Annotated in this window: 22 protein-coding genes and 2 pseudogenes; 12 read left to right on the forward strand and 12 right to left on the reverse strand. The window is 61.2% G+C overall.

What is annotated here, in order from left to right; translation table 11 throughout:
• A pseudogene (locus IC232_RS25875) lies at positions 1 to 191 on the reverse strand (PepSY domain-containing protein); the annotation flags it as partial.
• Positions 192 to 412: 221 nt separating this feature from the next.
• Between IC232_RS25875 and IC232_RS25880 the strand changes: the two are divergent.
• Together IC232_RS25880 and IC232_RS25885 are read left to right on the forward strand one after the other, a co-directional pair.
• Entirely contained in the window at positions 413 to 895 is a 483-nt protein-coding gene (locus IC232_RS25880) for a YsnF/AvaK domain-containing protein (RefSeq protein ID WP_190847838.1), read from the forward strand.
• A gap of 12 nt (positions 896 to 907) precedes the next feature.
• Entirely contained in the window at positions 908 to 1,870 is a 963-nt protein-coding gene (locus tag IC232_RS25885) for a YsnF/AvaK domain-containing protein (protein ID WP_246812411.1), read from the forward strand.
• Between the two features lie 175 nt (positions 1,871 to 2,045).
• Here IC232_RS25885 and IC232_RS25890 read toward each other — a convergent pair whose 3' ends face one another.
• The 5 genes from IC232_RS25890 to IC232_RS25910 form a co-directional block, all read right to left on the reverse strand.
• Complete coding sequence (locus IC232_RS25890) at positions 2,046 to 5,384, reverse strand: PAS domain S-box protein (protein ID WP_190847839.1); 3,339 nt, start codon at positions 5,382 to 5,384, stop codon at positions 2,046 to 2,048.
• Between the two features lie 3 nt (positions 5,385 to 5,387).
• Positions 5,388 to 5,687 carry a hypothetical protein gene (locus IC232_RS25895; RefSeq protein WP_190847840.1) on the reverse strand — a complete coding sequence of 100 codons (300 nt, stop codon included), beginning with the start codon at positions 5,685 to 5,687 and terminating at the stop codon, positions 5,388 to 5,390.
• A gap of 574 nt (positions 5,688 to 6,261) precedes the next feature.
• A complete protein-coding gene (locus IC232_RS25900; RefSeq protein ID WP_190847841.1) occupies positions 6,262 to 6,603 on the reverse strand; it encodes a SemiSWEET family sugar transporter in 342 nt (113 codons plus the stop codon).
• 3 nt (positions 6,604 to 6,606) lie between these two features.
• Positions 6,607 to 6,885, reverse strand: a complete 279-nt coding sequence (locus tag IC232_RS25905; protein WP_190847842.1) for a SemiSWEET family sugar transporter — start codon at positions 6,883 to 6,885, stop codon at positions 6,607 to 6,609.
• 235 nt (positions 6,886 to 7,120) lie between these two features.
• Positions 7,121 to 8,179 (reverse strand): transposase, encoded by a 1,059-nt coding sequence (locus tag IC232_RS25910; RefSeq protein ID WP_190847843.1) that lies wholly within the window; start codon positions 8,177 to 8,179, stop codon positions 7,121 to 7,123.
• 97 nt (positions 8,180 to 8,276) lie between these two features.
• Between IC232_RS25910 and IC232_RS25915 the strand changes: the two genes are divergently transcribed.
• The 3 genes from IC232_RS25915 to IC232_RS25925 all read left to right on the forward strand — a co-directional run bounded on the left by IC232_RS25915 (position 8,277) and on the right by IC232_RS25925 (position 10,000).
• The gene (locus IC232_RS25915; RefSeq protein WP_246812412.1) at positions 8,277 to 8,555 is read left to right on the forward strand and encodes a hypothetical protein; all 279 of its coding nucleotides are present in this window, start codon (positions 8,277 to 8,279) and stop codon (positions 8,553 to 8,555) included.
• Positions 8,556 to 8,823: 268 nt separating this feature from the next.
• Positions 8,824 to 9,537: a hypothetical protein gene (locus IC232_RS25920; RefSeq protein ID WP_190847844.1), complete on the forward strand. Its 714-nt coding sequence runs from the start codon at positions 8,824 to 8,826 to the stop codon at positions 9,535 to 9,537.
• A gap of 160 nt (positions 9,538 to 9,697) precedes the next feature.
• On the forward strand, positions 9,698 to 10,000 hold the full coding sequence (locus tag IC232_RS25925) for a hypothetical protein (RefSeq protein ID WP_190847845.1): 303 nt from the start codon (positions 9,698 to 9,700) through the stop codon (positions 9,998 to 10,000).
• A gap of 246 nt (positions 10,001 to 10,246) precedes the next feature.
• Here the strand turns inward: IC232_RS25925 and IC232_RS25930 are convergent, their stop codons facing one another.
• Positions 10,247 to 11,266, reverse strand: a complete 1,020-nt coding sequence (locus IC232_RS25930) for a LysR substrate-binding domain-containing protein (RefSeq protein WP_312895236.1) — start codon at positions 11,264 to 11,266, stop codon at positions 10,247 to 10,249.
• A 36-nt stretch (positions 11,267 to 11,302) separates the two neighbouring features.
• On the opposite strand from IC232_RS25930, the gene IC232_RS25935 reads away from it, so the two are divergent.
• The 7 genes and pseudogenes from IC232_RS25935 to IC232_RS25965 all read left to right on the forward strand — a co-directional run bounded on the left by IC232_RS25935 (position 11,303) and on the right by IC232_RS25965 (position 16,918).
• A complete protein-coding gene (locus IC232_RS25935; protein WP_190847846.1) occupies positions 11,303 to 12,139 on the forward strand; it encodes a lysine/arginine/ornithine ABC transporter substrate-binding protein in 837 nt (278 codons plus the stop codon).
• 70 nt (positions 12,140 to 12,209) lie between these two features.
• Positions 12,210 to 13,343 carry an NAD(P)/FAD-dependent oxidoreductase gene (locus IC232_RS25940; protein ID WP_190847847.1) on the forward strand — a complete coding sequence of 378 codons (1,134 nt, stop codon included), beginning with the start codon at positions 12,210 to 12,212 and terminating at the stop codon, positions 13,341 to 13,343.
• Positions 13,324 to 13,632, forward strand: coding sequence for a (2Fe-2S)-binding protein (locus tag IC232_RS25945; protein ID WP_190847848.1), 309 nt, complete (start codon positions 13,324 to 13,326; stop codon positions 13,630 to 13,632). The genes IC232_RS25940 and IC232_RS25945 overlap by 20 nt, the downstream gene beginning before the upstream one ends.
• Positions 13,629 to 15,155: an FAD/NAD(P)-binding oxidoreductase gene (locus IC232_RS25950; protein WP_190847849.1), complete on the forward strand. Its 1,527-nt coding sequence runs from the start codon at positions 13,629 to 13,631 to the stop codon at positions 15,153 to 15,155. Before IC232_RS25945 ends, IC232_RS25950 begins: the two co-directional genes overlap by 4 nt.
• Positions 15,156 to 15,181: 26 nt before the next feature.
• Positions 15,182 to 15,496: a RidA family protein gene (locus tag IC232_RS25955; protein WP_210335511.1), complete on the forward strand. Its 315-nt coding sequence runs from the start codon at positions 15,182 to 15,184 to the stop codon at positions 15,494 to 15,496.
• A gap of 546 nt (positions 15,497 to 16,042) precedes the next feature.
• On the forward strand, positions 16,043 to 16,201 hold the full coding sequence (locus IC232_RS25960) for a hypothetical protein (RefSeq protein WP_190847851.1): 159 nt from the start codon (positions 16,043 to 16,045) through the stop codon (positions 16,199 to 16,201).
• A gap of 15 nt (positions 16,202 to 16,216) precedes the next feature.
• A pseudogene (locus tag IC232_RS25965) lies at positions 16,217 to 16,918 on the forward strand (IS6 family transposase).
• Between the two features lie 99 nt (positions 16,919 to 17,017).
• On the opposite strand, the gene IC232_RS25970 reads toward IC232_RS25965, so the two are convergent.
• From IC232_RS25970 to IC232_RS25990, 5 genes are all read right to left on the reverse strand, one after another.
• On the reverse strand, positions 17,018 to 18,466 hold the full coding sequence (locus IC232_RS25970; protein WP_190847852.1) for an aldehyde dehydrogenase family protein: 1,449 nt from the start codon (positions 18,464 to 18,466) through the stop codon (positions 17,018 to 17,020).
• Positions 18,459 to 19,544: an ABC transporter ATP-binding protein gene (locus tag IC232_RS25975; RefSeq protein ID WP_190847853.1), complete on the reverse strand. Its 1,086-nt coding sequence runs from the start codon at positions 19,542 to 19,544 to the stop codon at positions 18,459 to 18,461. The genes IC232_RS25970 and IC232_RS25975 overlap by 8 nt, the downstream gene beginning before the upstream one ends.
• A 71-nt stretch (positions 19,545 to 19,615) precedes the next feature.
• Entirely contained in the window at positions 19,616 to 20,308 is a 693-nt protein-coding gene (locus IC232_RS25980) for a GntR family transcriptional regulator (RefSeq protein WP_190847854.1), read from the reverse strand.
• Positions 20,309 to 20,342: 34 nt separating this feature from the next.
• On the reverse strand, positions 20,343 to 21,203 hold the full coding sequence (locus tag IC232_RS25985) for a carbohydrate ABC transporter permease (protein WP_190847855.1): 861 nt from the start codon (positions 21,201 to 21,203) through the stop codon (positions 20,343 to 20,345).
• Complete coding sequence (locus IC232_RS25990; RefSeq protein WP_246812413.1) at positions 21,200 to 22,093, reverse strand: carbohydrate ABC transporter permease; 894 nt, start codon at positions 22,091 to 22,093, stop codon at positions 21,200 to 21,202. Before IC232_RS25990 ends, IC232_RS25985 begins: the two co-directional genes overlap by 4 nt.
• Positions 22,094 to 22,177: the final 84 nt, after the last annotated feature.

The raw sequence follows: 22,177 nt of genomic DNA on the forward strand, positions 1-22,177 counted from the left end.
TGCGCCTCGGTGAAGCTGTTGGCGCCCGGCTCGACTGCGCCAGTGGTCTGCGGGCTGTCGGCCGGCTTGTGGGTCACGGCGGGATTCGAGGAGCCGCTGCTGTTCGTCGGCTGTGTCGGCGAGGATTGAGCAATAGCTGCTGTGGTCAGGGCCGACAGGACGGCCAGAGTTGCGAAGCCATAGCGGATCAAGGTTCTTCTCCTATGCAACAAACGCGTAGCTTCTCAATGTGCAGTCGCAGGGACGGTTCCGAACGCCAAGCTTGATGGAGAGAAGCTATTCCTGCAAAGCAGCCCGCGGACCGGTCTCAGATGATGGGCCGGAAGCGGTTGCATGAAGGCCGTGATTCCTCTTCAGCACCGGGAACTCCCCCTCTCAGGATCCGTTGGTTGTCGTTCACATAAGAGGATCGATGGCAGACCCAATCCCCAATCCGAGCACGCGCTTGGAAGAGCAGGAGCCGATGCCTGTCCTTGATGATGCCCTGAGGAGCAGTTCTCGAACCGCGACGGAGGAGGTGATACCCGTCGTCGAGGAGACCGCGACGGTCGGAAAGCGGCAGATCGTGACCGGACGTGTGCAGGTACGGACCGTCACCGACACCGTCGAGGAACTGGCCCACACGACCGTGCAGCGGGAAGACGTCGAGGTCACCCGCGTGCCCATCGACAAGGTGGTCGAGACCGCGCCCGAGATCAGGACCGAGGGCGATGTGACGATTGTGCCGGTGCTGGAGGAGGTGCTCGTGGTCGAGAAGCGCCTGGTGCTCAAGGAGGAGCTGCACATCCGGCGCCGCGTCGCGACCGAGACCGTCGAGGTGCCGGTCACCTTGCGCAAACAACGCGCCATCGTGGAGCGGCTGGCTCCCGACATCCCAAGCACAGATCCAGAGTAAGGAGACACCCCAATGAGTTCCGGAATGATGACAGGATCCGCAAGCCGACGGCTGGTGACGGCCTTCTTCGACAGCCGCACCGATGCCGAGGAGGCCATCAGTCGTCTCCATGCCGCAGGCATCCCCCGTGACGGCATCCGCCTGACCCCGAGCGAGCAGAGCTCCGGCACCTCCGGCAGCGCGGGCAACCACTCGTTCCCGGAGGCCAGCAACAGTCTGTGGGAGTCGCTGCGAGATCTGTTCCTGCCGGACGAGGATCGTCACACCTATGCTGAGGGTCTGCGCCGCGGCGGCTCCCTGGTGTCTGTGAGCGCAAGCGATGCCGACTACGAGCGCGTGATCGACATCCTCGACGACGAAGGCACCATCGACATTGACGAGCGCTCCAGCTCGTGGCGCTCCGAGGGCTGGTCAGGATCGTCCACGTCAGGTGTGTCATTGGCTGAGACGGCCAATGTGACCACAGGCTCCTCTGCCACGTCGGGGACTGCTACTGCGGCTACGGACGTTGGAGCTGGATTGGGTGCGGCTTCGATGAACACGGCGTCCGGGCGCACCACGAGCGATCGTGGCGAGGTGATCCCAGTCGCAGAGGAGGAACTGCACGTCGGCAAGCGCGACGTGAGCCACGGGCGGGTTCGCGTTCGGTCCTACGTGGTCGAGCGTCCGGTTAGCGAGCAGGTGAGCCTGCGCGAGGAGCACGTGGCGGTGGAGCGTCGCCCGGTGTCCGGCGTAACGCAGGCCGGAACCATCAGCGGTGACCCGTTCCAGGAGCGTACCATCGAGGTGGAGGAGCGCGGCGAGGAGGCCGTGGTCTCGAAGGAAGCCCGCGTGGTCGAGGAAGTGGTGGTCCGCAAGGACGCCGAGCAGCGCACCGAGACGATCTCCGATACGGTGCGGCGCACCGAAGTAGATGTCGAGGACGAGCGCAGCGCAGGTGCCAGCAGTACGGGAACAACCGACCGTAATCCGTAACGTTGATGGTGCGGGCCTGATCCTTGAGGAACGGGCCCGCGCTACAGTCAGGTCACTTCCTCTGCCGTATGGCTCCAAACACCGTCCTGCCCTTCAGCCGACGCGCCTACCGGATTTTGCAAGGATCCCGTGCGATGCCGCGTGAGTGGCAATCGGATCGGGCGGATTCCCTCGTTCACCTGTCCATCGGTCGCCGGCGTCTCTTCCGCTGCGTCACGCGCCGGAGCACCCGTGACAGTTCATCAGCCGCATAAGGCTTGTGCAGGAGCTCAAACCCGTGCCGCCCCTCTTCGGCCAGAACGTCGCTGTAGCCTGATGTCAGCACGACCGGCATGCTTGGATAGCATCGGCGAATCTCATGGCCGAGTTCAACGCCTCCCATGCCGGGCATCACCACATCGGAGAACACCACGTCGAACCCGGCATTGGTTTCCTCCAGTGCCTTGAGCGCCTCATCCCCGTTCGTCGCCCATGTGGTCTCGTATCCGAGATCCTGGAGAGTGTGGGTCGAGAACCGGCCCACCTCGATGTTGTCCTCGACGAGAAGAACGCGGCGCCCACGTCCATGCTCGGCCGGCTCCTCCAGCCCAGCGTTGGCATCATCGTCCTCATCAGGATCTGCGTCGACCCGAGGCAGGTACATCGTGAAGGTCGTGCCCACTCCGACCGTGCTTTCGACGGCGACGTCGCCGCCGGACTGCTTGGCAAAGCCGTAAACCTGGCTGAGCCCCAAGCCCGTGCCTTTGCCGACCTCCTTGGTGGTGAAGAATGGCTCGAAGATATGGCCGAGTTGATCCGCTCGAATGCCAGATCCCGTGTCGCTGACCGAGATTGCCGCGAAGTCACCCCTGCCGCCCCCGTGTCCTCGGATCGGCGGCATATAGTTGAGGCCCTCGATCCGCAGGGTGAGCGTACCCTCGCCATCCATGGCATCACGCGCATTGACGGCCATGTTGACGAGAGCGGTCTCGAACTGGCTGGCATCCGCCTCCACGTGGCAGCGTTCGCACTGGATTTCCGTGACGATCCGGATGCGTGAGCCCACGACCGTGCGGAGCATGTCGGTGATGCTGCGGATCCGGTCGGCGAGATCGAATACCTCGGGCTTGAGTGCCTGACGGCGGGCAAAGGCGAGGAGTTGGCGTGTGAGCTTCGTGGCTCGATCAACCGTGTCGGAGATCGCGTCCACGTAACGTCGTTGGCGCTCCTCCGGCAGATCACGCCGCCGCAGGAAGTCGACCGAGGAGCGGATGATGGTGAGCAGGTTGTTGAAGTCGTGCGCGACACCGCCCGTGAGCTGGCCGATAGCTTCCATCTTCTGGGCCTGACGCAGGGCCTCCTGTGCGGTTGTCAGCGCCTCGTCCCTGCGCCGCTCCTCCGTCACGTCGCGTCCGCTGGCATAGATGAGGTCGCCCTCAGGGGCGGCGACCCACGCGATCCAGCGGTGGCTGCCGTCCTTGTGCAGCAGCCGGATGTCAAAGCCCGGAATAGGACCACGAGAGGATGCAGCGAGGGCGCCCCGGCTTGTGTCGTGGTCATTTGGATGGATCACCTCGAGGTAGCCTCGCCCGGCCAGCTCATCCGGCTGCCAACCCAGGATCTTGGTCCATGCCGGGTTGGCCGCACGCAGCACGCCCTGCTTGTCGAGGATGAGCAGAAGGTCCTGGGAGTTGTTCCAAGCCCGGTCGCGTTCGGCAATGGCCTGGGCGACCCGCTGCTCCAGGGTAGCATTCAGCTCCCGGAGCTCCGTTTCCTTGGCGCGAAGCTCCGTAATGTCGGTGTGGACGCCCACCCATTCTCTGATCTCGCCGTTTTCGCTGAAGGCCGGGATGGCGCGGATCGAGAACAGACGCCAAGCACCGTCGTGCCTCCGAACGCGATGCTCGAACACGAACGTCTTGCGCTCGCGGACCGACTCGTTCCACGCCTCAACGGTGGCCTGGGCGTCATCGGGATGGACGGCCCTGGTCCAGCCGTAGCCCTGGTACTCCTCGCGGGTCTGCCCCGTGAGCGCGGCCCAGCCCGGCTGCTCGCCTATCATCTCGCCTTGAGCGTTGTTGGTCCACAACACGCCTTGGACAGCGTCGACCGCAGCCCGGAAGCGAGCCTCGCTTTCCCGCAGGGCCGCCTCGGCCTCCCTGCGGTCGGTGACATCGAGGACGAACTCGACCACCTCGTCGCCGACCTTGCGCGGGGCGAACAAGCCCCACCAGCGGGATCCGTCCTTGCGGAAGTACTGCTTCTCGTACGGGATGGCTTCGCCCAGCGTGGTCACCTGCTCGACGGCGCGCCAGGACTCCGGATAGAACTCCTCGGGTGTGAGCTCCTGCCACGTCTTGCCGAGCGCCTCCTCACGGCTGAAGCCGGTCATGCGCAGGAAGGCATCATTGGCCTCGGCGAGCCCGAATCCCTTGCCCCAGAACAGCACGCCGACCGTGCTGATGGCGAAGGCGCCCCGGAGCCGCTCCTCACTGCGGCGAAGTTCGTCCCCCGACCGCGCCCGTTCGATGGCGGAAGCCGCGAACTGCGCCAACTGCACGATAATCGTCGCGTCGACCTCGTCGAACTCTCCCTCGATCTTGTCTGAGAGCTGGATCAGACCAAGGTTCTTTCCGTCCTTACCAACGAGAGCGGTAGCGAGCCAGCCACGCACGGGCGGGTGCTCCGTCGCGTGTTTGCCGAAGGCTCGCCAGCGCGGGTGCGCCTCCAGATCGGCCTGGGTCATGCGCACCGTGCGATTGCCCTCGCAGATCCATGCATAGATCCCCGAGCCGTCCGGCACCTTGTCGTAACTCCTCCAGGCGGCGTACTTGTCGGAGAGCGACACCGCGGTGACCGCCTGGGACCAATCAGGGCCTTGGGTCGTGCTGCAAATTGCCTGGTGGGCACCGATAATGTCCTGGGCCGCCACCGTGATCGCATCGAGGGTGGCCGACAGACCGGCTGCGCCCATGATGGTGCGGGCGGCCTGCGCGACGGCCTTCATCTGCTCCAGGCGGCGGAGCTGATTGCGTTCGGCGTGAAGCTGCTCGGAACGATCCTGCAGGATCTTCACGAATCCGCCGGACCCATCGCGCAGTGGCATCAGGAGGCCGACGGCGAAGAAGCGCGCGCCGTCCTTGCGCACGTGCCAGCGCTCGTTCTCGGCGCTGCCCCGGGAGGCCGCGACCTGCATCTCCTCCTCAGCCGCCCCTGTCTCTGCGTCCTCGGGGGTGAAGATCAGGCGGGCATGGCGGCCCAGCACCTCCTCTTCTGTCCAGCCGTGGATGAGCCGGGCACCCACGTTCCAGGAGGTGATGAGTCCATCGGCGTCCATTGAGAAGATCGCGTAACCGGTTGCGCTCTCGAGGATCAGGCTCTCGCGTTTCCCGTGAACGGACGGAGCGCGATGAGGCTCTGCGCGCGCAACATCATCGCTGCCCCGCAGGCGCGCGACCTCGGCCCTCAAGTTGGCGTTCTGACGGCGCAGATCCTCAAGCTCATGGATGAGATTGGCCTCGCCCTCGGGTCGCATCCGTCAGACTGGCTCGCACTGCGTATGCTGGATGGCGAGCTCGATGGTTGCACGAACCCCGTCCAGGCAATTGGACTGTTCGACGCCCCTGCGCATGACCCGCAGATCGTCCGCGCGCGCTTTGGCATGTACAGCGAAGCGCACGAGGACGGCACTATCGGGGAAGGACGCGACTAGGCTCTTGCGGACCTCACCGAGAAGTTTCTGCCCCTTGTCGTCAATGCCGCCGCGCCGCAGGTTGGCTCCTGCCCGCTCAAGGCAGGGGCGTGCGTTCCAGTAGATTTCCACGATGCCGGCGGTCATGGCCGTCCCCTGTTTGCGGTCTGAGGCGGATCAACGCGGAAGCGCAGTCAAGGTTTCGGTCCGCGCGCTTCGCAGGAGCTGAAGCAACACCGACGGGATCGATCTCCGGACCTGTCTATGGACGACTGTCGAGGGCACCAATCCGTGCTTGGAGCTTCATCCGCTCCGCCTCATTGTGATGTGACATATACCCGCGGACCCACTTCATCATGGGCTATCACAGCCACTCAAGCTGGTTGGCTATACTGGAGCGGTTCACCGCCTCGCCGGCCCACAGGCGCGATTCCTGCGTCAGGTTGTGGCGAAGAATGGCCTTGTTTGAAGGTCCGGTGATGGCACACCTGAGACGCTACTCCAAGGGCTGCAATCCTCACGTAACCAGACATCCCGAAAAGTGAAGGGACTTCACTGCCTGATCCAAAGGCGACCTTCCGATGCCAAGCTCAATACGAACCTGATGCGACTTGGGGGCAGCAACAAAACCTCTCTCCACGACACTTGAGCAGCAAGCCACCTTGAGGTGGTGCAGATCACAATCAACGCGCCCGGGAGAGGCCGCAGGGTGATCTGAGACTCAACCCGCGACGGGTTCAGCCGCGCCTGGGTCCTTTTGATCCGGCTGGTGCTGACAGCAACCTTCGTTAGCGGGATGCGTACGGGAGCCGCGCACCTTCAGCACCAGGATGACCGAGCTCAGCACCAGGCCGAGAGCACTGAAGACCAGCACGGGCAGGCTGCCGAGGGCGTAACCGTAGATCGTCCACAACAAGAGCCCGAAGGTGCGCACCGCGAACATGCGCAGGGAGATGGCAGCCACGTCACCGGTCCGGCAGCATTTCACAACCTGCGGCACGAAGCTGTAGAGGCCGATACAGCCGGCTACGGTTCCAATTAGAGTTGAGAGCGACACATCCATAGCTCAGCGTACCTCCGACGGCTTCACGCCCCGCACCTTCATCGCCAGGATGAGGCCGGCGAAGACCACGTTGACGGCATTGAACAGCATCACCGGTACGCTCGTGATCATCAGCCCGTGCACAATCCACAGGCCGTAGGCGATCAGCGAGGCTACGTACATGCGCTTGGAAATTGCCTCGGTGTCCCGCTCACGCCAGGCCTTGAGGACCTGCGGCACGAAGCTGAGGCTGGTGCACAGCCCTGCTGCCAGGCCCAAGACCGTCAGCCACCATGTCTGCATGTTCCGCTCTCCCGTCACGCGAACGTCATGAACAAGTCGGAGGTGATGAGGTTCCCGGGTCAGGCGTTCTTGCCGCACCCCTCCCTTCTCCTGCCTCCATGCAGGGCTGCGCCTCATCGGCGTTCCAGACGGGGCAGGCACAAAAGGAAGCCCCGCTCGAGCAATTAGAACGGGGCTCAGTCTACGGAAGCTGTTCAAGGAGACCTGCGCAAGCGCAGGTAGCCTCCGCAGGAGATCAACCGCACATCGTCATCAACGTTCCTCCGCGCGGCCGCTGAGGCGGATGGGCAACCCGGAGCCTGTAGTGAGATGGACGAGAACTGCGCCGCACGAACCAACTCACGATATCAACCGGATCCGCCGCCAGATCCGTGCACAGGAGAGCCTGCGGCTCGAGCTCACCCGCAAGGTCGCGCACCAGCACCCAGCGGATCGGCACGCTCTTGCCCGGGTGGTACCAGAGCGCCGTGCCGGAGGCGATGGCCAGCCCCCGATCCTGTTCCCCGTACCAGTGACTGATCGTGACCTGTCGCCAGCGCGTGGCAGGATTGGTCAGCCGCTGCGCTAGGGTGGGCTGGCGAGGGCCCGCGACCCGCGGCCGTCCTATCTGGCCGGGCTGCCGCACCGGGGGTGGATCGAACAGGCGCGCATCGAGCCGCAAACGGGTGATCACCGTCAGGTGTCGCCGCACCGCTGCGAGCAGCTCGATGGCCGCATAGCTCATGTCGGCCACGATGATGATCTGTCGCTCGGGCACCCAACGGGCAACCTGAAGCAGCATCTGGCGTGCCCAGTCCGTCAGCAGCTTGTGCCGCTGTCCCCTCTCACGGGCATAACGTTCCGAGGGCGCCAGGACGGTCAGGAACGGCAGCGCCCACACGCGACCAGCCCAGGGGATCGGCGCCAGCAGCATGAGGCTGATCCAGCGCAGGCCCGCGGCTTTGACGAAGTGGCCATGGCTGGAGCGGACCGGATCGCGATAGATGCCGCGGGCCCGGATCTGGGCACCCCAACGGCGCTCGATGGTCTCATCGATGGCCATCACCACCGGCCCCTCGGGCACGAAGGCTCCAACGAGCTGATGCAGGAGCCGACATGCGAGATCGCGTGGCGACCACCGGTTGCGGTTGAGCACGCGATGGAAGGTGGTGAAGGTGGCGCTCTCGCGCAGGCCCATGATGCTCAGGGCTGATGTGACGGTTCGCCGGCCGGGGCCAGGATGGCGCCGGCGATCAGCACGAGCACGCCCCGCAAGGTCGGCGCGGTGAACGCGCTCGCAAAGGGTGCGAACCATGGGATCAGGACAGGGGCGGGTACGGGAGGTATCATGGCGCGCTCTGATGGACGTACTGATCGCTAGATCAACGCCCGGCCGCGGAGATGGCCTGCCCATGCCCGAACGCGATCTCATCCTGGAGGGGCTCGAAGCCTTCTGCCAGGCGCATGATCTGGTGGTGGAGAAGCGAGGAGGCGGCTACTCGCTGCTGACCCGGCGCACCGGAGCGCCGGTGGCACGGCTGCGTCCGACCGACGATCCCGAGAAGGTTCAGGTGATGTGGTGGAATGGTGAGCGCTGGAAGGCTCCTGGCCCATTCGGCAGGCTGACGATGCCGGTCGGCCAAGCCGTCGACTACATCGCCTCAGAGCCCGCTTTCTGGATCCACGTCTGATCCTCCGGCGCCCTGAAAAATGGCCAAAGTCGAGCTGAGAACGCATCTCCCGGCGCCTGTGCTCATTTCGGCACAGCCACAGCCTCGTTCCTCCGGCATTCTGATTTAGTCCATGATGGAGCGGCTGGGGGGCTGGTCCTCCCTGGAACTTAAGCGCCTCTGCCGTGCGGGGCGCTTCTCTTTGTCCAGAGTGTGGACGGCCACCTGAAGCAACTTCTGCTTTTTCTCTCAAGGCTGTGCCCTAGGTTAAGGACACCGTCACCAGTCCATGAGAGAGGCCCGCCGCGTGCCCATACAGCGCCTGTTCGTCATCGCTCCGCCTGTGGCGCGCCTGATCCGGAAGGAGAGAGGAGGCGAGCGGGTGCTAGAGGGCTACTTCCCCGGGCAAACGCAACGCAGCACTTTCGTCCAGATCGAGGAGACCCGCAGCAGCCTGATCCTTGAGGCGGGTGCCGACGAGGCATCTGAGGAGCGGGCAGACCTGCCTCCGGCTCATGCGCAGGCCCTGCTAACGGTCAGCCAGGGTCAGGTGGAGTACGTGCGCACCAGTCTCTCGATTGGCTCACACGAGATCCAGGTTCTTCACTTCGTCAGGCCCGGCCCGCTCGATTTAATGGCAGTGGCCAGCACCTCCGAGGGGGGCCAGGATTTGCATCCGCTGCCCTGGTTCGGGCCGGAGGTCAGCATTGAACCCGCTTATCAGCGCCGACGCCTGGCTCTTGAGGGCGCTTCAGAGTCTCCCGAGGTGGACGTCACCAATGCCGCTCTCAACAGCCTGCTTGACCTTCTTGAGGAACGGTTTGCAGCTTGGCCTCCGCAGCAAAGCGAAACAACAAGCGAGCCAGCAGCAGATGTCTCTCCACGCTCGGCTGCTCCTGTGCCCGTGCCAGAGAATGAAGCGGATGAGGACATCGATGATCTCGGCATTGAGGATGCGGTCATCCGCGAGCTGGCCCGCTCTCTGCAGCCGCGACAACGCTGATGGATTAAGGAATGTCCGCTAGGGTCGGCGGTGTAGTCGACGTCTTGTCACAGTCGCTCGTTCTTACCCTGAAGCCTTGGTTAGACAGTTTTTTGGGAGCCTTGCTAAAGGGGCGCTGTGCTCAGATCGGATCCAACCCGCTGCCAGAGAGGGGAACGAGATGTCCGACTGTTTGCACTGTGAGATCAATCAACTCGTGCAAGAGTGCTTTGAGCGCGGCGACACCGACCTCGCCGAGATAGCATCCATGTTGGTCGAGAGCCTCGCCGACCTGATCCTACTTGCGCCCGACAGCGACAGGTCCAATTTGATGGCGCATGCGCTCTCGGCCTTCGGGCAGATCTTCTTGGAAAAGGGCGGTGCAATCGACGGCAACTCCAACGCCACACATTATGGATCGGGGCTACCGAGGCTGCATGTTGCGGTAATCGCCAGTGAGGCTGATGTGTCTCCAGCCGAATAGGGCGGTATGGGTGAGAAGCTCGTCCGTTATGATCCTTCTCTGATTTCTCAGGTGGAGGCCACTACCTGACGCATAGAGAGCGTGATCCAGTACATGATTGCTGCGATCGCCAAGTACAGCCCTGAGACCCTGTGCTCTGGTTCTCGAATGTCCGATCCGTGATGCGGCCTTGCTTCTGCGCAAAGATCGCTAGAGCGAGGGCACTTCCCATCTCTCGGAGCGCGCTTCCGGAAACTTCAATTTGTTTCAGCGCCGGGCTAGGGGGTCTTCCAAGCGATCAACATACTCGCGAAACTCACGCATGAACGTCACGGCCAGTGCAGAGGTCGAATGCTGACGTGATCGCAATGAAACGAAGCCGGAATCAATAAACGGCATGAATGGCTTCGCCACGATTCCTTTGTTCAGAAATTCAGCCGCCGAATAGGGATCGACCAAGCTGATCCCGCCGCCTTCTGCCACGAGCAGGCAAGCGATGTGGGACAAGGGGGTCTCAAGCGAAATCGTGCGTGGAACATCGGCGAGAGCCGTATCAATCCGGGATCGAAAAAAAGTTCCTGGTCCAATCCCCACGAAACGCTCGCCTCTGAGATCCGCTGGCTTGATGGATTGGCGCCGGGCCAACGGGTGGTCTTTCCGCATGACAGCAACGGCCGCGACCGGAATGGTCTCGATCTCGAGTCCGGCCCGGTCGAGCGGACTATCCGCATAGCCAAAGTCGGCCTGACCGCTTGCGACTGCGTCGAGAACGAGATGCGAGGGAACCCCGCTGACAGTAAGATGGACATCCGGCCGCTGAACCGAAAACCGGGCGGCAAAGCGGGTGAGAATGCTCCCGGCCAAGGCCGGCATCGCGGCGATCCGGAGCGAACCAGCAGTCTGCGCCCGAAGCGCCTGAGCGAACGCCCCAATCCGTGCCAATCCGACGAAGGACCGCTCGACCTCGTTGAGCAGCGCAGTCGCCTCCGCGGTCGGCACGACGTGGTTGCCGCGCCTCTCGAACAGGGTCAGGCCAGTCGATCCCTCCAAGCTTCGGATCAGACGGCTAACGGCCGGCTGGGTGACGAAGAGCGCCTCGGCAGCGCTCGTGATGCTGCCGGTGAGCATGACCGCACGGAACGCTTCTATCTGACGAGAACTAATTTCCATAAGGCTCCAACGCGGCATAACTTCAAAACATGCCAGTCTAATTAAATCTGATTTGACCTTATGGTAAGAGCTGCCCGATTGTTGCGATGTCGCTTCAGCGGGCATGGAGCCGGCCACCGCGGGGACTAAAAGATCAAACGAGGGAATGAAGACATGAGCACGTTGAAAGTTCTAGGCGCCGTTTTCAGCTTGGCCGTCACAGCGAGTGGAGCAGTGGCGCAGGAGAAGACGGTCAAGATCGCCACGGAGGGCGCCTATGCTCCTTGGAACTTCACGAGCGCGGGCGGCAAGCTCGAAGGCTTCGAAATCGACCTCGCCAACGACCTGTGCAGCCGCATGAAGGTGAAGTGCGAGATTGTGGCCCAGGACTGGGATGGGATCATCCCGGCCCTCCAGGCCAAGAAATACGACGCCATCATGGCCGGCATGAGCATCACGCCGAAGCGCGAGGAGGTGATGAGCTTCTCCCGAGCCTATGCCCTTCCCATCAATACCTTCGCCGTTAATGCCACCGGAGATCTTGCCAAGATGCCGGGCGACGGCAAGAGGATCAACCTGACAGCGGACGAGGCCACCGGCAAGGCCGCAATCGCCGCGATGGCACCGGCCCTGAAAGGCAAAACTGTTGGAGTTCAGGGATCCACAACGGCTTCGGCCTTCGCCGACCAGTACCTCAAAGGGCTGGTCGAGATCCGCGAATACAAAACCACCGAGCAGCACGACCTCGACCTCGTTGCTGGCCGCATCGATGCCATCTTGGCGAACATGACAGTTCTGACCGCGACAATCGCCAAACCAGAGATGAAAGATATGAAGCTCGCTGGTCCCACTCTCCTCGGCGGCCCCTTTGGGCCTGGCATCGGCGTCGGCATTCGCAAGGAGGACACGGACCTGAAGAAGAGGTTTGATGAGGCCATTGCAGCCGCCTCAGCTGACGGCGCGATCAAGGCGCTCAGCACGAAGTGGTTCAAGGTCGACATCGCGCCTTGAGCCCAAGATCCAGATCCATCGTAACGGAGGGGCGGCCTAGGCACGCCTTGCCTTTGGCGAACACGACAGCATGACCCATCATCGATCAGACCAAGAGCCCGATTTCGCCATCGTTGGCGGAGGCCTCATGGGAGCCTGCGTGGCATGGGGGCTCGCACGGCAGGGGTCGCGGGTCTGCATCCTGGACGAGGGCGACATCGCCCTGCGGGCCTCGCGGGCGAACTTCGCCCTCATCTGGGTGCAGGGCAAGGGAATTGGCTTTCCAACCTATGCGGCCTGGACGAAGGCCGCGGCGGAGGCTTGGCCCCGGCTGGCCGCGGAGCTCCGATGCGAGACGGGCATCAATGTCGGCCTCGATCAGCCGGGCGGGTTCACGCTCTGTCTGTCGGACCGCGAACTGCAGGCAAATGTCGACATGATGGTGCGCCTGCACAACCAGCCCGATACCGTGACCTACTCTTATGAAGTTCTGGACCATACACAGACGAAGGCCCGGCTTCCGGCCATAGGGCCCGATGTGAGCGGGTCGATCTATTGTCCCCTCGATGGGCATGTGAACTCCCTGCGCCTGTTCCGGGCCCTGCACACCGCGCTGAAGGCACGCAGCGTTGATTACCGGGCAGATCATGCGGTCACCGCAATCGAACCGCGTGCCGGTGGCTTTGCGCTGACGGGAGCCTGGGGCGAGATCAGGACTCCAAAAGTCGTTCTCGCAGCAGGACTCGGCAATGCGCGGCTGGCGCCGATGGTGGGGCTCGAGGCTCCGATGAAGCCGAGCCGCGGACAGATCATTGTCACGGAGAAGGCCGCTCCTTTCCTGCGCTATCCCGTCGTCACGGTTCGTCAGACCGACGAGGGTGGCGTCATGATCGGCGACAGTGAGGAGGCCGATGGCACAAGCCTCAGGATCGACCATTCCATCTCCTCCGTTATGGCTGACAGGGCCATCCGGATGTTCCCTCTGCTTGGTGACCTGAATGTCGTCAGGACCTGGACGGCCTTCCGCGTCATGACGCCGGACGGCTCGCCTGTTTACGAGCAATCGGAGACCTGCCCCGGCGCCTTTGTCGCCATGGCACATTCGGGCGTTACCTTGGCTCCTCAGCATGCCTTCTCGCTGGCGGACTACATCGCCACAGGGACGATCCCGAAGGAAGCTGCTGCCTTCTCGACCAGGAGGTTCCGTGTTCCGGCGTCTGTCTGATCACGCTTCGAGCGAAGTCACCTTCACCTTCGACGGGCTGCCAGTTACGGCGTCTGCAGGCGACAGCGTCGCCGCGGCGCTGCTGGCGGCAGGCGTCCGCGCCTGCCGCACGACACCTGTCTCGGGGGCACCGCGGGGACCCTATTGCATGATGGGCGTGTGCTTCGAGTGCCTGGTCAGGATTGACGGGATGGACAACTGCCAGGGATGTCTCGTGACGGTGCAGGAGGGAATGAAAGTGGAGAGCCAGCGCGGTTCGCCCACTCTGGCAACGGAGCCTGCCCAATGACAGAGGGTATACTCAGAAGAGAACGCGGGATAGCGGATCTCGCTGATGAATACGACGTGATCGTCGTCGGGGCAGGGCCGGCAGGTTTGTCGGCGGCAACGACGCTTGCCGAGGCCAAGGCACGGACGCTCCTCGTCGACGAGAACCAGACACCCGGCGGCCAGATCTATCGTGCCGTCACCCTGGCGCAGCCGGTGGACCGGCAGAGACTGGGCGAGGAATACTGGCGCGGGCGGATCATCGCCGAGGATTTTCTCCGTTCGGCGGCTGAGTATGCGCCGGCCGCGAGCGCCTGGAGCATTCAGCCCTTGCAGAACGAGGTTGGACGAACCATCGGCCACGAGGTTGGGCTCTCATCCAACGGCATGGCGCGTCTCATCCGAGCCAGGCAGGTGGTGCTTGCCACGGGAGCCTTGGAGCGCCCCTTCCCGATACCGGGTTGGACCCTTCCTGGCGTCATGACCGCGGGAGCCGCCCAGATTGCCCTCAAGACATCGACCCTCGTCCCGAGCGGAAAGGTTGTGATCGCGGGAACGGGTCCGCTTCTCTATCTCCTTGCGGCGCAGTTGATCGAAGCGGGGGCAACGGTGTCGGCCGTTCTCGACACGACGCCAAGGGAGAACTGGCTTCGAGCCTTTCGCCATGCCCCGGGCTTTCTGGTCTCGCCTTATCTGGCCAAGGGACTGAGGCTGCTCGGAACGGTGCAGCGTCGCACCCGGGTTATCCGATGGGTTTCCGCATTGGCGGCGGAAGGTGAGGGGGGATTGAGAGAAGTCACTTGGAGGACCGACGGCCGCGAGCACCGGATGCCTGCGGATCTCCTCTTACTCCACCAAGGCGTGGTCCCCAACGTCAATTTCTCGAATGCCGCTGGCTGCGCTCACGAATGGGACAAGACCCAGCTCACGTTCCGCCCCCGAGTCGACGAATGGTCTGCGAGCTCGGTTGTCGGTCTTTCTCTTGCAGGCGATGGGACCGGCATCGGAGGTGCCGAGGCCGCAGCGATCCAGGGGCGTATCGCAGGGCTGGGCTGCGCCTCCCAACTCGGCCTCATCGCACCGGCGGAGCGTGATCGATCTGCCGTTCCGCTCCGGAATTCCCTCGCACGGGCCATGCGCGGCAGGCGGTTTCTGGATGAGCTGTACCGGCCCGGCAAGGCGTTCCGGGTGCCACAAGACTCAGACACCATCGTGTGCCGCTGCGAAGAGATTTCAGTCGGGCAGATCCGAGCGTCGGTGAACGCTGGGGCAGGCGGTCCGAACCAGATGAAGGTGTTCCTCCGGTGCGGCATGGGCCCGTGCCAGGGCAGGCTCTGCGGGCTGACCGTGACCGAACTGATCGCAGACGAGCGCAGCAGGCATCCATCGGAGATCGGATATTACCGGCTGCGGTTCCCGATCAAGCCATTGAAGCTGCGCGAACTCGCTGCCCTGCCGCAAACAGAAACAGCGAAAGTCGCCGTTCTGGCCGACCTCGCCGATACACACCATTCCGCAGACTTGAACGAAAGGAAGCCTCAGTGACGGAACGCCATATACAAACGCCAATCATGCATCGTGTTGTCGTGCACAACGACCTGGTCTTTGTCGGTGGAACCGTCGCAGACGATCTATCGGTCGGACTGGAAGGGCAGACCGAACAAATCCTCACCAAGTTCAACCAGTACCTGAGCGCCGTTGGCACGGACAAATCCCGCTTGCTTTCCGCGACGATCTTCCTGACGGATCTCAGCCGCAAGCCGGAGATGGATGCCGCCTGGAAGCGGTGGCTGGCTCCCAAGGACTTTCCGGCCCGCGCCACAGTTGGTGTTGCGGATCTTGGCGAAGATACCCTTGTCGAGATTATCATCACGGCAGCACGCTGAAACAGAATCGAGACCCTACTTGAACGACACTCTCAACGGGGCGACAAACTCCGAACTACGGGCCGCTGATCGCCAGCGGCCCTTTGTTTTGATCGAACTTTGCGCCCGCCTAGGCTCCGAACGCCTCGCAGCGTGCTTCCTACACGGCAGTTTGTCGGGAATTCTCAGCCTGCTAGAGAGGATGCAGCGATAGGTTCCAACGTTAGCGGTTTCGAAGTGTGTTGCTCAACGATGAGCCCGCTGAACCGGAGGAATTCAACGAGCTTTCAACATGATCAAACTTCAAAAGCTGACGTCTTGTGTTGCACACAGACGAACGCCCGCCTTGTTGCTTCATTCTACAGACAGCAACAGCGCCTATGGCAGGCTTGGTATGGCCTTCGATGTGCTGTCTAAAGGCATTCAGCGATTCGAAAAGCAAAACCGGTAAAACCGCACTGCCGTTCCATAATGTTTGTTCGAGGAAATTTTCCTTTAGGCGCAAAGTTAAATTGTCAGCACTGAGCAAAGTCAAAATTTCAGTCTCCTGCCCTCTGGGACCGAGGCATGGAGGCGGCGGATCAGATGAGCGTGGTGCTGATGAGCAAACGAGAACTCAACCGGATCGACATCCTGGCGCGCCTGGAGAGCGGCCGCCTCACCCCGGCGAGGCCGCCGAACTGCTGCGGGGGTGATGTCACGATAACTCTTGATCAGGACCTCTGACTTAAGAGCCAGGATATGACCAATCCCGTAAGCTACAAACGCCATCGGTTCCCGTCTCATATCATCGCTCATACGGTCTGGTTGTACTTCCGTTTCCCACTGAGCTTGCGGCTGGTCGAGGAGATGCTGCTCGAGCGTGGTATCGTCATCTCCTATGAAACGGTCCGCCGATGGGCCCTGAAGTTCGGACCAGACTATGCCCGCCGCCTCAAACGCAAGAGGCCGAGCCGACGCGATGTTTGGCATCTCGATGAAGTCGTGGTCACGATCTCCGGGCAGAGGCACTGGCTCTGGCGAGTTGTCGACCAGGATGGCTATGTGCTCGACGAGATCGTCCACACGCGGCGCAACACCAAGGCGGCCAAGCGCGTGCTGAGACGCCTCGTGGAAAAAGCAGGGCTGCCCTCCGCGACGGATGATCACCGACAAACTCGGTTCCTACGCTGCCGCCCACCGCAAGATCATGCCAGCGGTGGAGCACCGTTCGCATAAGCGGCTTAACAATCGTGCGGAGAATTCGCACCTGCCGCTGCGCCGGCGAGAGCGGGCGATGCAGGGCTTTCGATCGTTGGGAGGGCTACAGAGGTTCACTCTGTCTTCTCCGCCGTCCGCAATCTCTTCGTCCCACCTCGTTCCCGCCGCTCCGCTCTTGCAACTCATCTTCACCGCCTCCACGCCAACGCGGCGTGGAAGTCCGCGACCTGCGTTGCCGCGTGAACCCGTCAGGTGACCACCGTTGCCTCGATGCGTCCAATATTAGTTAATGTGACAGCACCACTGCTGCCTACTACCAGCACTGGAAGATCGTGTGTCCCGCTAGCTGATCGTAGGATCACCCCAACCAGACACGGACTTAACGATCAAAAATTCCTCTAGACCCCAGTCTCCACCCTCTCGGGCACCTCCAGAGTAGCGAACACCTCCAAAAGGAGCTCCTGCGCCACGTGGCTGCCCATTCATTTCCACCATACCCGAGTGCAAGCGCCGCGCGACTCGATTGCGCTTCTCAGGATCCTGGCTTTGCACATAGTTCGTCAGGCCGTAGAGGGTGGAGTTTGCGATCTCCACAGCTTCATCCTCACTGTCAAAGGGGATGATCGACAGGACGGGTCCGAAAATCTCCTCCTGGGCGATGGCCATGCTATTCGCGACATCCGCGAATACAGTTGGCCTTACGAAATAACCTTTGTTCAACCCCGCAGGCCGACCTAATCCCCCCGCAACGAGCTGGGCTCCTTCGCGAATGCCAGTCTCGATCAAAGTCTGGACCCGCTCGAATTGTCGAGCCGATATGACAGGCCCGATATGCGGGCCAGGCATATCTGATGCCCCAACGGGTGTGGCTTCAGCCACTTGCCGGGCTGTTTCAATGGCATCGTCGTAGATCGAGCGCTCGACAAGCATGCGCGTTGGTGCATTACAGCTCTGGCCGCTGTTGGAGAAGCACTGCTTTAATCCACGCTCAATTGCCTGATCGTCCGCATCAGCAAACACTAAGTTTGCACCTTTACCACCAAGTTCCAAAGCAACCCGCTTAAAGGTATCTGCTGCGCCCCTAAGCACCTTTCGCCCTGCTCCAGTAGACCCTGTAAAGCTGATCATCGCGACATCTGGATGCAAGACCAAGGCACTGCCAACTTCCTCACCATCACCGTGAATGAGGTTGAACACTCCCGCCGGGACCCCGGCCTCGTGGATCATCTCGGCCAGCAGCGAAGATGATAGGGGGGCGAACTCTGAAGGTTTCAGAACCATCGTGCAACCCGCCAGCAGCGCTGGAATGACCTTTAGCGCAACTTGATGCATCGGCCAGTTCCAGGGGGTAATCAGCCCGACCACCCCGATCGGCTCCATGAGAATCCTGTCATGTGGTGCATGATTGCCGAGGGGGCGAATGAACTGGAACCTCTTCACCGCCTCAAGAAAGTTCGTCATATGCCTTTGGGCGGCCGGCGCTTGCCGGGTTCGGGCGAGATCGATCGGTGCGCCCATCTCCGTGGAAATTGACCGAGCGACTTCCTCAATACGCGCGGAGTAGATTGAATGAATTCGTTCGATGAACCTTACCCGCTCCGCCAAGTCGGCGGATGACCAAGTCGGGAATGCCGTCTTCGCTGCCGCGACAGCAGCATTGACATCATCTGCGTTGCCCAAGGAAACTATACCGACAGGCTCTTCGGTAGATGGGCTGACCAACAAGTGTTCCGCGTTTGATTGTGTCGACACCCAGTGGCCGCCAACGTAAAACCGTCTTAGTTCAAGCATGTTGTTTGATTCCTCGGGTGATGGCGTGAATGCTGGGCGTCCCGCTGTCATCGAAGATGTGGATGAGATCAGGGGGCACCGTGAGATGAATCACCTCACCGGGCCGCACGAATGTCCGTCCCCGTATGAGAATCCGAACGATCTGTCCGCTCATGCGGGCTGTGATTTGGGTTTCGGATCCTGTCGGCTCGACAACTGAGACGGTGGCTGGCCAACCTGCGTTCGAAAGCTCAAAATGCTCGGGCCGAACGCCGATGGTCACCCGCGCCTGACCCCCGAGATTTGTCACTGGCACGTGAATCGTAGTCCCGTCTTCAAGACGGACATGGGTTCCGTTCACGACGGTCCCCTCAATAAAGTTCATCGGTGGCGAGCCGATAAACGCGGCGACAAAGCGACTGGCTGGATGATCGTAGAGTTCAAGCGGTGAACCTTGCTGTTCGATCACACCCCCGTTCATAACGACGACCCGGTCTGCAAGAGTCATCGCCTCAATCTGATCGTGAGTTACGTAGACCGTCGTTGTCTTCAAGCGCTGGTGAAGCTCTTTGATCTCAGAGCGCATCTGAACTCGCAGCTTTGCGTCCAGATTCGACAGTGGCTCATCGAAAAGGAACACATTCGGCTCGCGTACGATGGCTCGGCCCATCGCAACTCTCTGACGCTGGCCGCCAGAAAGCGCTCGTGGCTTGCGATCCAGCAGGCGCTCAAGGCCGAGAATTCGGGCAGCATTATCAACCCGGCTTTCGATCTCCGGCTTCGGCATCCGACGCTGGCGCAACGCAAATCCCATGTTGTCCCGCACATTCATATGCGGATAGAGAGCATAGTTCTGAAACACCATTGCAATGTTTCGATCCTTCGGTGCGACATGGTTCACGACCCTGTCACTGATCACGATGTCGCCTGCAGTGATATCCTCCAGACCCGCGATCATACGCAGCAACGTTGACTTGCCGCAGCCGGAGGGCCCGACCAGTGCAACAAACTCGCCATCCCTTATGTGGAGAGACACGCCATGTAAGACCTCGACATTGCCATACGATTTTCGAATGTTTCGAATATCGACTGTCCCCATTGCAGATTCCTCCTGTTACAATCCCGATTGGCCGGCCTGATCCGACGCCATTGTCAGGCGATTTTCGCAACTCAATCATCAAACTTCTGGATCGCCCCCCCTGGTGCCGACAAATCCTTCATTGCCCGGATGAGGAAATCACCAGTGATCCTCTCATGCTCTCTTGCCATCTCCGCTGCAGCCTTGAACTCACCGGCTCGGAGGAGATCCCGGATCCGTCGATGCTCCTTCTGAGCCTCCTCAAGCCGCGTGCGTTGCGGAGGAAGACCATGGCGCTGGCTCGACATCAGCCCGAGCATGTTATTCAGGAGCCTGTAGCATAGGGGCGATTGTGGATTGTCACAAAGAAGCTCGTGGAACTCATAGTTTTTAGACGCAAAGCGCTGAAAGTCGCCTAGGTTCAGCGCTTCCTCCAACTCATTGACGACGGCGTCGATCTTGTTCAAGCGCGCTTCGGTGAAGTTGGGCGCTCCTAATTCAATTGCGAGCTCGCAGATCCGTCCACGCAATGCGCTGACCTCGCGGATCTGATCCGGGTGGAGACCCTTTACAACAGCCCCGACATGACTTTGGACTTCCAACCAGCCTTCCGACTCTAGGCTTCGGATCGCCTCGCGAATTGGCGTCTCGCTGATACCAAGCGCGCTGGAAACCTCACGCGTTGTAATCCGATCGCCAGGACGCACGGCGCCGGACAACACCATGTCCTTGATATGACGCCGGGCAATTTCAGTTTTCGTGACGTAAATATTTGGATGTTCCATGAAATGTTCCAAAGGCTGCTAGAGGGATGGCGACTTAGCCTTTCGTAGCTCCGTCAGCTAAGCCTTGGATCAGCCACTTTTGCACCAGCAGGGCGAAGATGACGACGGGAACCACCGTAATGGTTCCAACAGCAGTCAGAGCTCCCCAGTTTGCGCCGTTGATGGTGTCTCCAGCAATGCCCGCGATGGCAACCGGGATCGTCGAAGCCACCCGGTTCGTGAGAACCAGTGCAAAGAGGAGCTCTTCCCAGGCCAGGATCATGCTGAAGATCAGCGTTGAGATCAGGCCTGGTAGGGAGATCGGCATGATGATCTTAAAAAAGGCTCCATACCGCGAACACCCATCGATCATCGCGGATTCCTCAAGTTCCCGTGGCAGAGAGAGGAAGAAGCTACGCATCAGCCACATGACGTATGGGATAAGGAAGGTGCTATAGGCCAGGATGAGCGTGATGTGCTTATCCGTCAGGCCAAGCTGCCGTGCCACCAGGAACATCGGCACGGCGAGCGCTATGGGTGGCACACCCCGGGATAGCAGAATGAGGACCCCGAAAGTTGCCGCACCGCGAATCCGGATGCGAGCGAGCGCGTAACCCGCCATCGTCCCGACCACAATCGATAGTAGGCCTGACCCTGCGGCTACGATGACCGTATTAATCAGGCGGCGCTCAATGTCAGCGCGCCTGAAATACTCCACATAGGTGGAGATGGTTGGCGTGAAGAAGAACTTTGGCGGACTGGTAAAGATGTCAACCTGATGCTTGAAGGAGGTCAGAACCATCCAGAAGACCGGGAACAGGAAGAGTAGGGTTACCGCGACTCCAGTGACGATCCGGACCCGGCGACCGAGTTGTCCAGAAGAACGACGTGGAGCGGACGTGGCGACTGTGGTCAAAATCGTTCCTCCAGCTTCCGGCTGCCATAAAGAAAGATCCCTGTCAGAACCATCGTGAGTACAAGCACGATTACGGCCATGGCAGAGGATTCCGCAAACCGTAGGGATCGGAAGGCTTCTTCGTAGATAAACAGGTTGAGGACGTTTGTGGCTTTGCCCGGGCCGCCATAGGTTGCGGCTAGGACAATGTCGAACATTTTAACAGCCCCAAGCCAGCGGATCACGAAAGTAGCCGTGATGATTGGGATGAGCAGAGGCAGCGCAATTGACCAGAGGGTAGACCACCAGTTGGCTCCGTCGATCTTTGCTGCTTCAAAGACGTCCCTTGGCAGCGCCAGAAGCGCAGCCGTGGCAATAAGAACGATAAAGGGCGTCCACCGCCAGGTGTCGATGATGATCACCGCAGCCATTGCTAGGTTAGCATCGCCAAACCAATCCAGCGGCCCGATCCCGATGCCCTGCAGCGCATAGTTCATCAGTCCCCAAAGCGGGTCGAGAATCATGCGCCAGATCCCACCGGCGACGACGGGAGCGACAACCATCGGGATAATGAACAGAGCACGGACCATGCCGCGCCCGCCCCACTCCGCATTGATCAGAAAGGCGATGGCAAAGCCTAGAGCGACTTGGAGCGGCAGCGCGATAACGAGGTATACCAAGGTCACTTTCAGAGCATCCCAGAAACGATAGTCATTCAGGACCTCTTCGTAGTTAGCCCAGCCGACCCTTTCGTCCGCACCGAACGTCGATAGGTCGAATGTCGAAAAGCTGATGTCGATTGTATAGAAGATCGGGTAAGCGAGAGTGACCAGCAGGAGAACGATCGAGGGCATCATGAATGACCATCGGGTCATCAGATCGCCTGCTCGTCCTCGCAATTCCGTGTGCATGCTGTGAGATCTTTGGTTCGCAGTCACGTGGTGCCTTCCGATCTAATTCACGTCACGGTAGATCTTGCCCCGTAGGCGAACTGG

This window comes from Microvirga sp. (genome assembly GCF_014699075.1).
GTDB lineage: Bacteria > Pseudomonadota > Alphaproteobacteria > Rhizobiales > Beijerinckiaceae > Microvirga.

Excerpts from the sequence above, each read along its gene's own strand:
- IC232_RS25880 (WP_190847838.1), top strand. The coding sequence starts at position 413 with ATGGCAGACCCAATCCCCAATCCGAGCACGCGCTTGGAAGAGCAGGAG.
- IC232_RS25885 (WP_246812411.1), top strand. The coding sequence starts at position 908 with ATGAGTTCCGGAATGATGACAGGATCCGCAAGCCGACGGCTGGTGACG.
- IC232_RS25890 (WP_190847839.1), bottom strand. The coding sequence starts at position 5,384 with ATGCGACCCGAGGGCGAGGCCAATCTCATCCATGAGCTTGAGGATCTG.
- IC232_RS25895 (WP_190847840.1), bottom strand. The coding sequence starts at position 5,687 with ATGACCGCCGGCATCGTGGAAATCTACTGGAACGCACGCCCCTGCCTT.
- IC232_RS25900 (WP_190847841.1), bottom strand. The coding sequence starts at position 6,603 with ATGGATGTGTCGCTCTCAACTCTAATTGGAACCGTAGCCGGCTGTATC.
- IC232_RS25905 (WP_190847842.1), bottom strand. The coding sequence starts at position 6,885 with ATGCAGACATGGTGGCTGACGGTCTTGGGCCTGGCAGCAGGGCTGTGC.
- IC232_RS25910 (WP_190847843.1), bottom strand. The coding sequence starts at position 8,179 with ATGGTTCGCACCCTTTGCGAGCGCGTTCACCGCGCCGACCTTGCGGGG.
- IC232_RS25915 (WP_246812412.1), top strand. The coding sequence starts at position 8,277 with ATGCCCGAACGCGATCTCATCCTGGAGGGGCTCGAAGCCTTCTGCCAG.
- IC232_RS25920 (WP_190847844.1), top strand. The coding sequence starts at position 8,824 with ATGAGAGAGGCCCGCCGCGTGCCCATACAGCGCCTGTTCGTCATCGCT.
- IC232_RS25925 (WP_190847845.1), top strand. The coding sequence starts at position 9,698 with ATGTCCGACTGTTTGCACTGTGAGATCAATCAACTCGTGCAAGAGTGC.
- IC232_RS25935 (WP_190847846.1), top strand. The coding sequence starts at position 11,303 with ATGAGCACGTTGAAAGTTCTAGGCGCCGTTTTCAGCTTGGCCGTCACA.
- IC232_RS25940 (WP_190847847.1), top strand. The coding sequence starts at position 12,210 with ATGACCCATCATCGATCAGACCAAGAGCCCGATTTCGCCATCGTTGGC.
- IC232_RS25950 (WP_190847849.1), top strand. The coding sequence starts at position 13,629 with ATGACAGAGGGTATACTCAGAAGAGAACGCGGGATAGCGGATCTCGCT.
- IC232_RS25955 (WP_210335511.1), top strand. The coding sequence starts at position 15,182 with ATGCATCGTGTTGTCGTGCACAACGACCTGGTCTTTGTCGGTGGAACC.
- IC232_RS25960 (WP_190847851.1), top strand. The coding sequence starts at position 16,043 with ATGGAGGCGGCGGATCAGATGAGCGTGGTGCTGATGAGCAAACGAGAA.
- IC232_RS25970 (WP_190847852.1), bottom strand. The coding sequence starts at position 18,466 with ATGCTTGAACTAAGACGGTTTTACGTTGGCGGCCACTGGGTGTCGACA.
- IC232_RS25975 (WP_190847853.1), bottom strand. The coding sequence starts at position 19,544 with ATGGGGACAGTCGATATTCGAAACATTCGAAAATCGTATGGCAATGTC.
- IC232_RS25980 (WP_190847854.1), bottom strand. The coding sequence starts at position 20,308 with ATGGAACATCCAAATATTTACGTCACGAAAACTGAAATTGCCCGGCGT.
- IC232_RS25990 (WP_246812413.1), bottom strand. The coding sequence starts at position 22,093 with ATGCACACGGAATTGCGAGGACGAGCAGGCGATCTGATGACCCGATGG.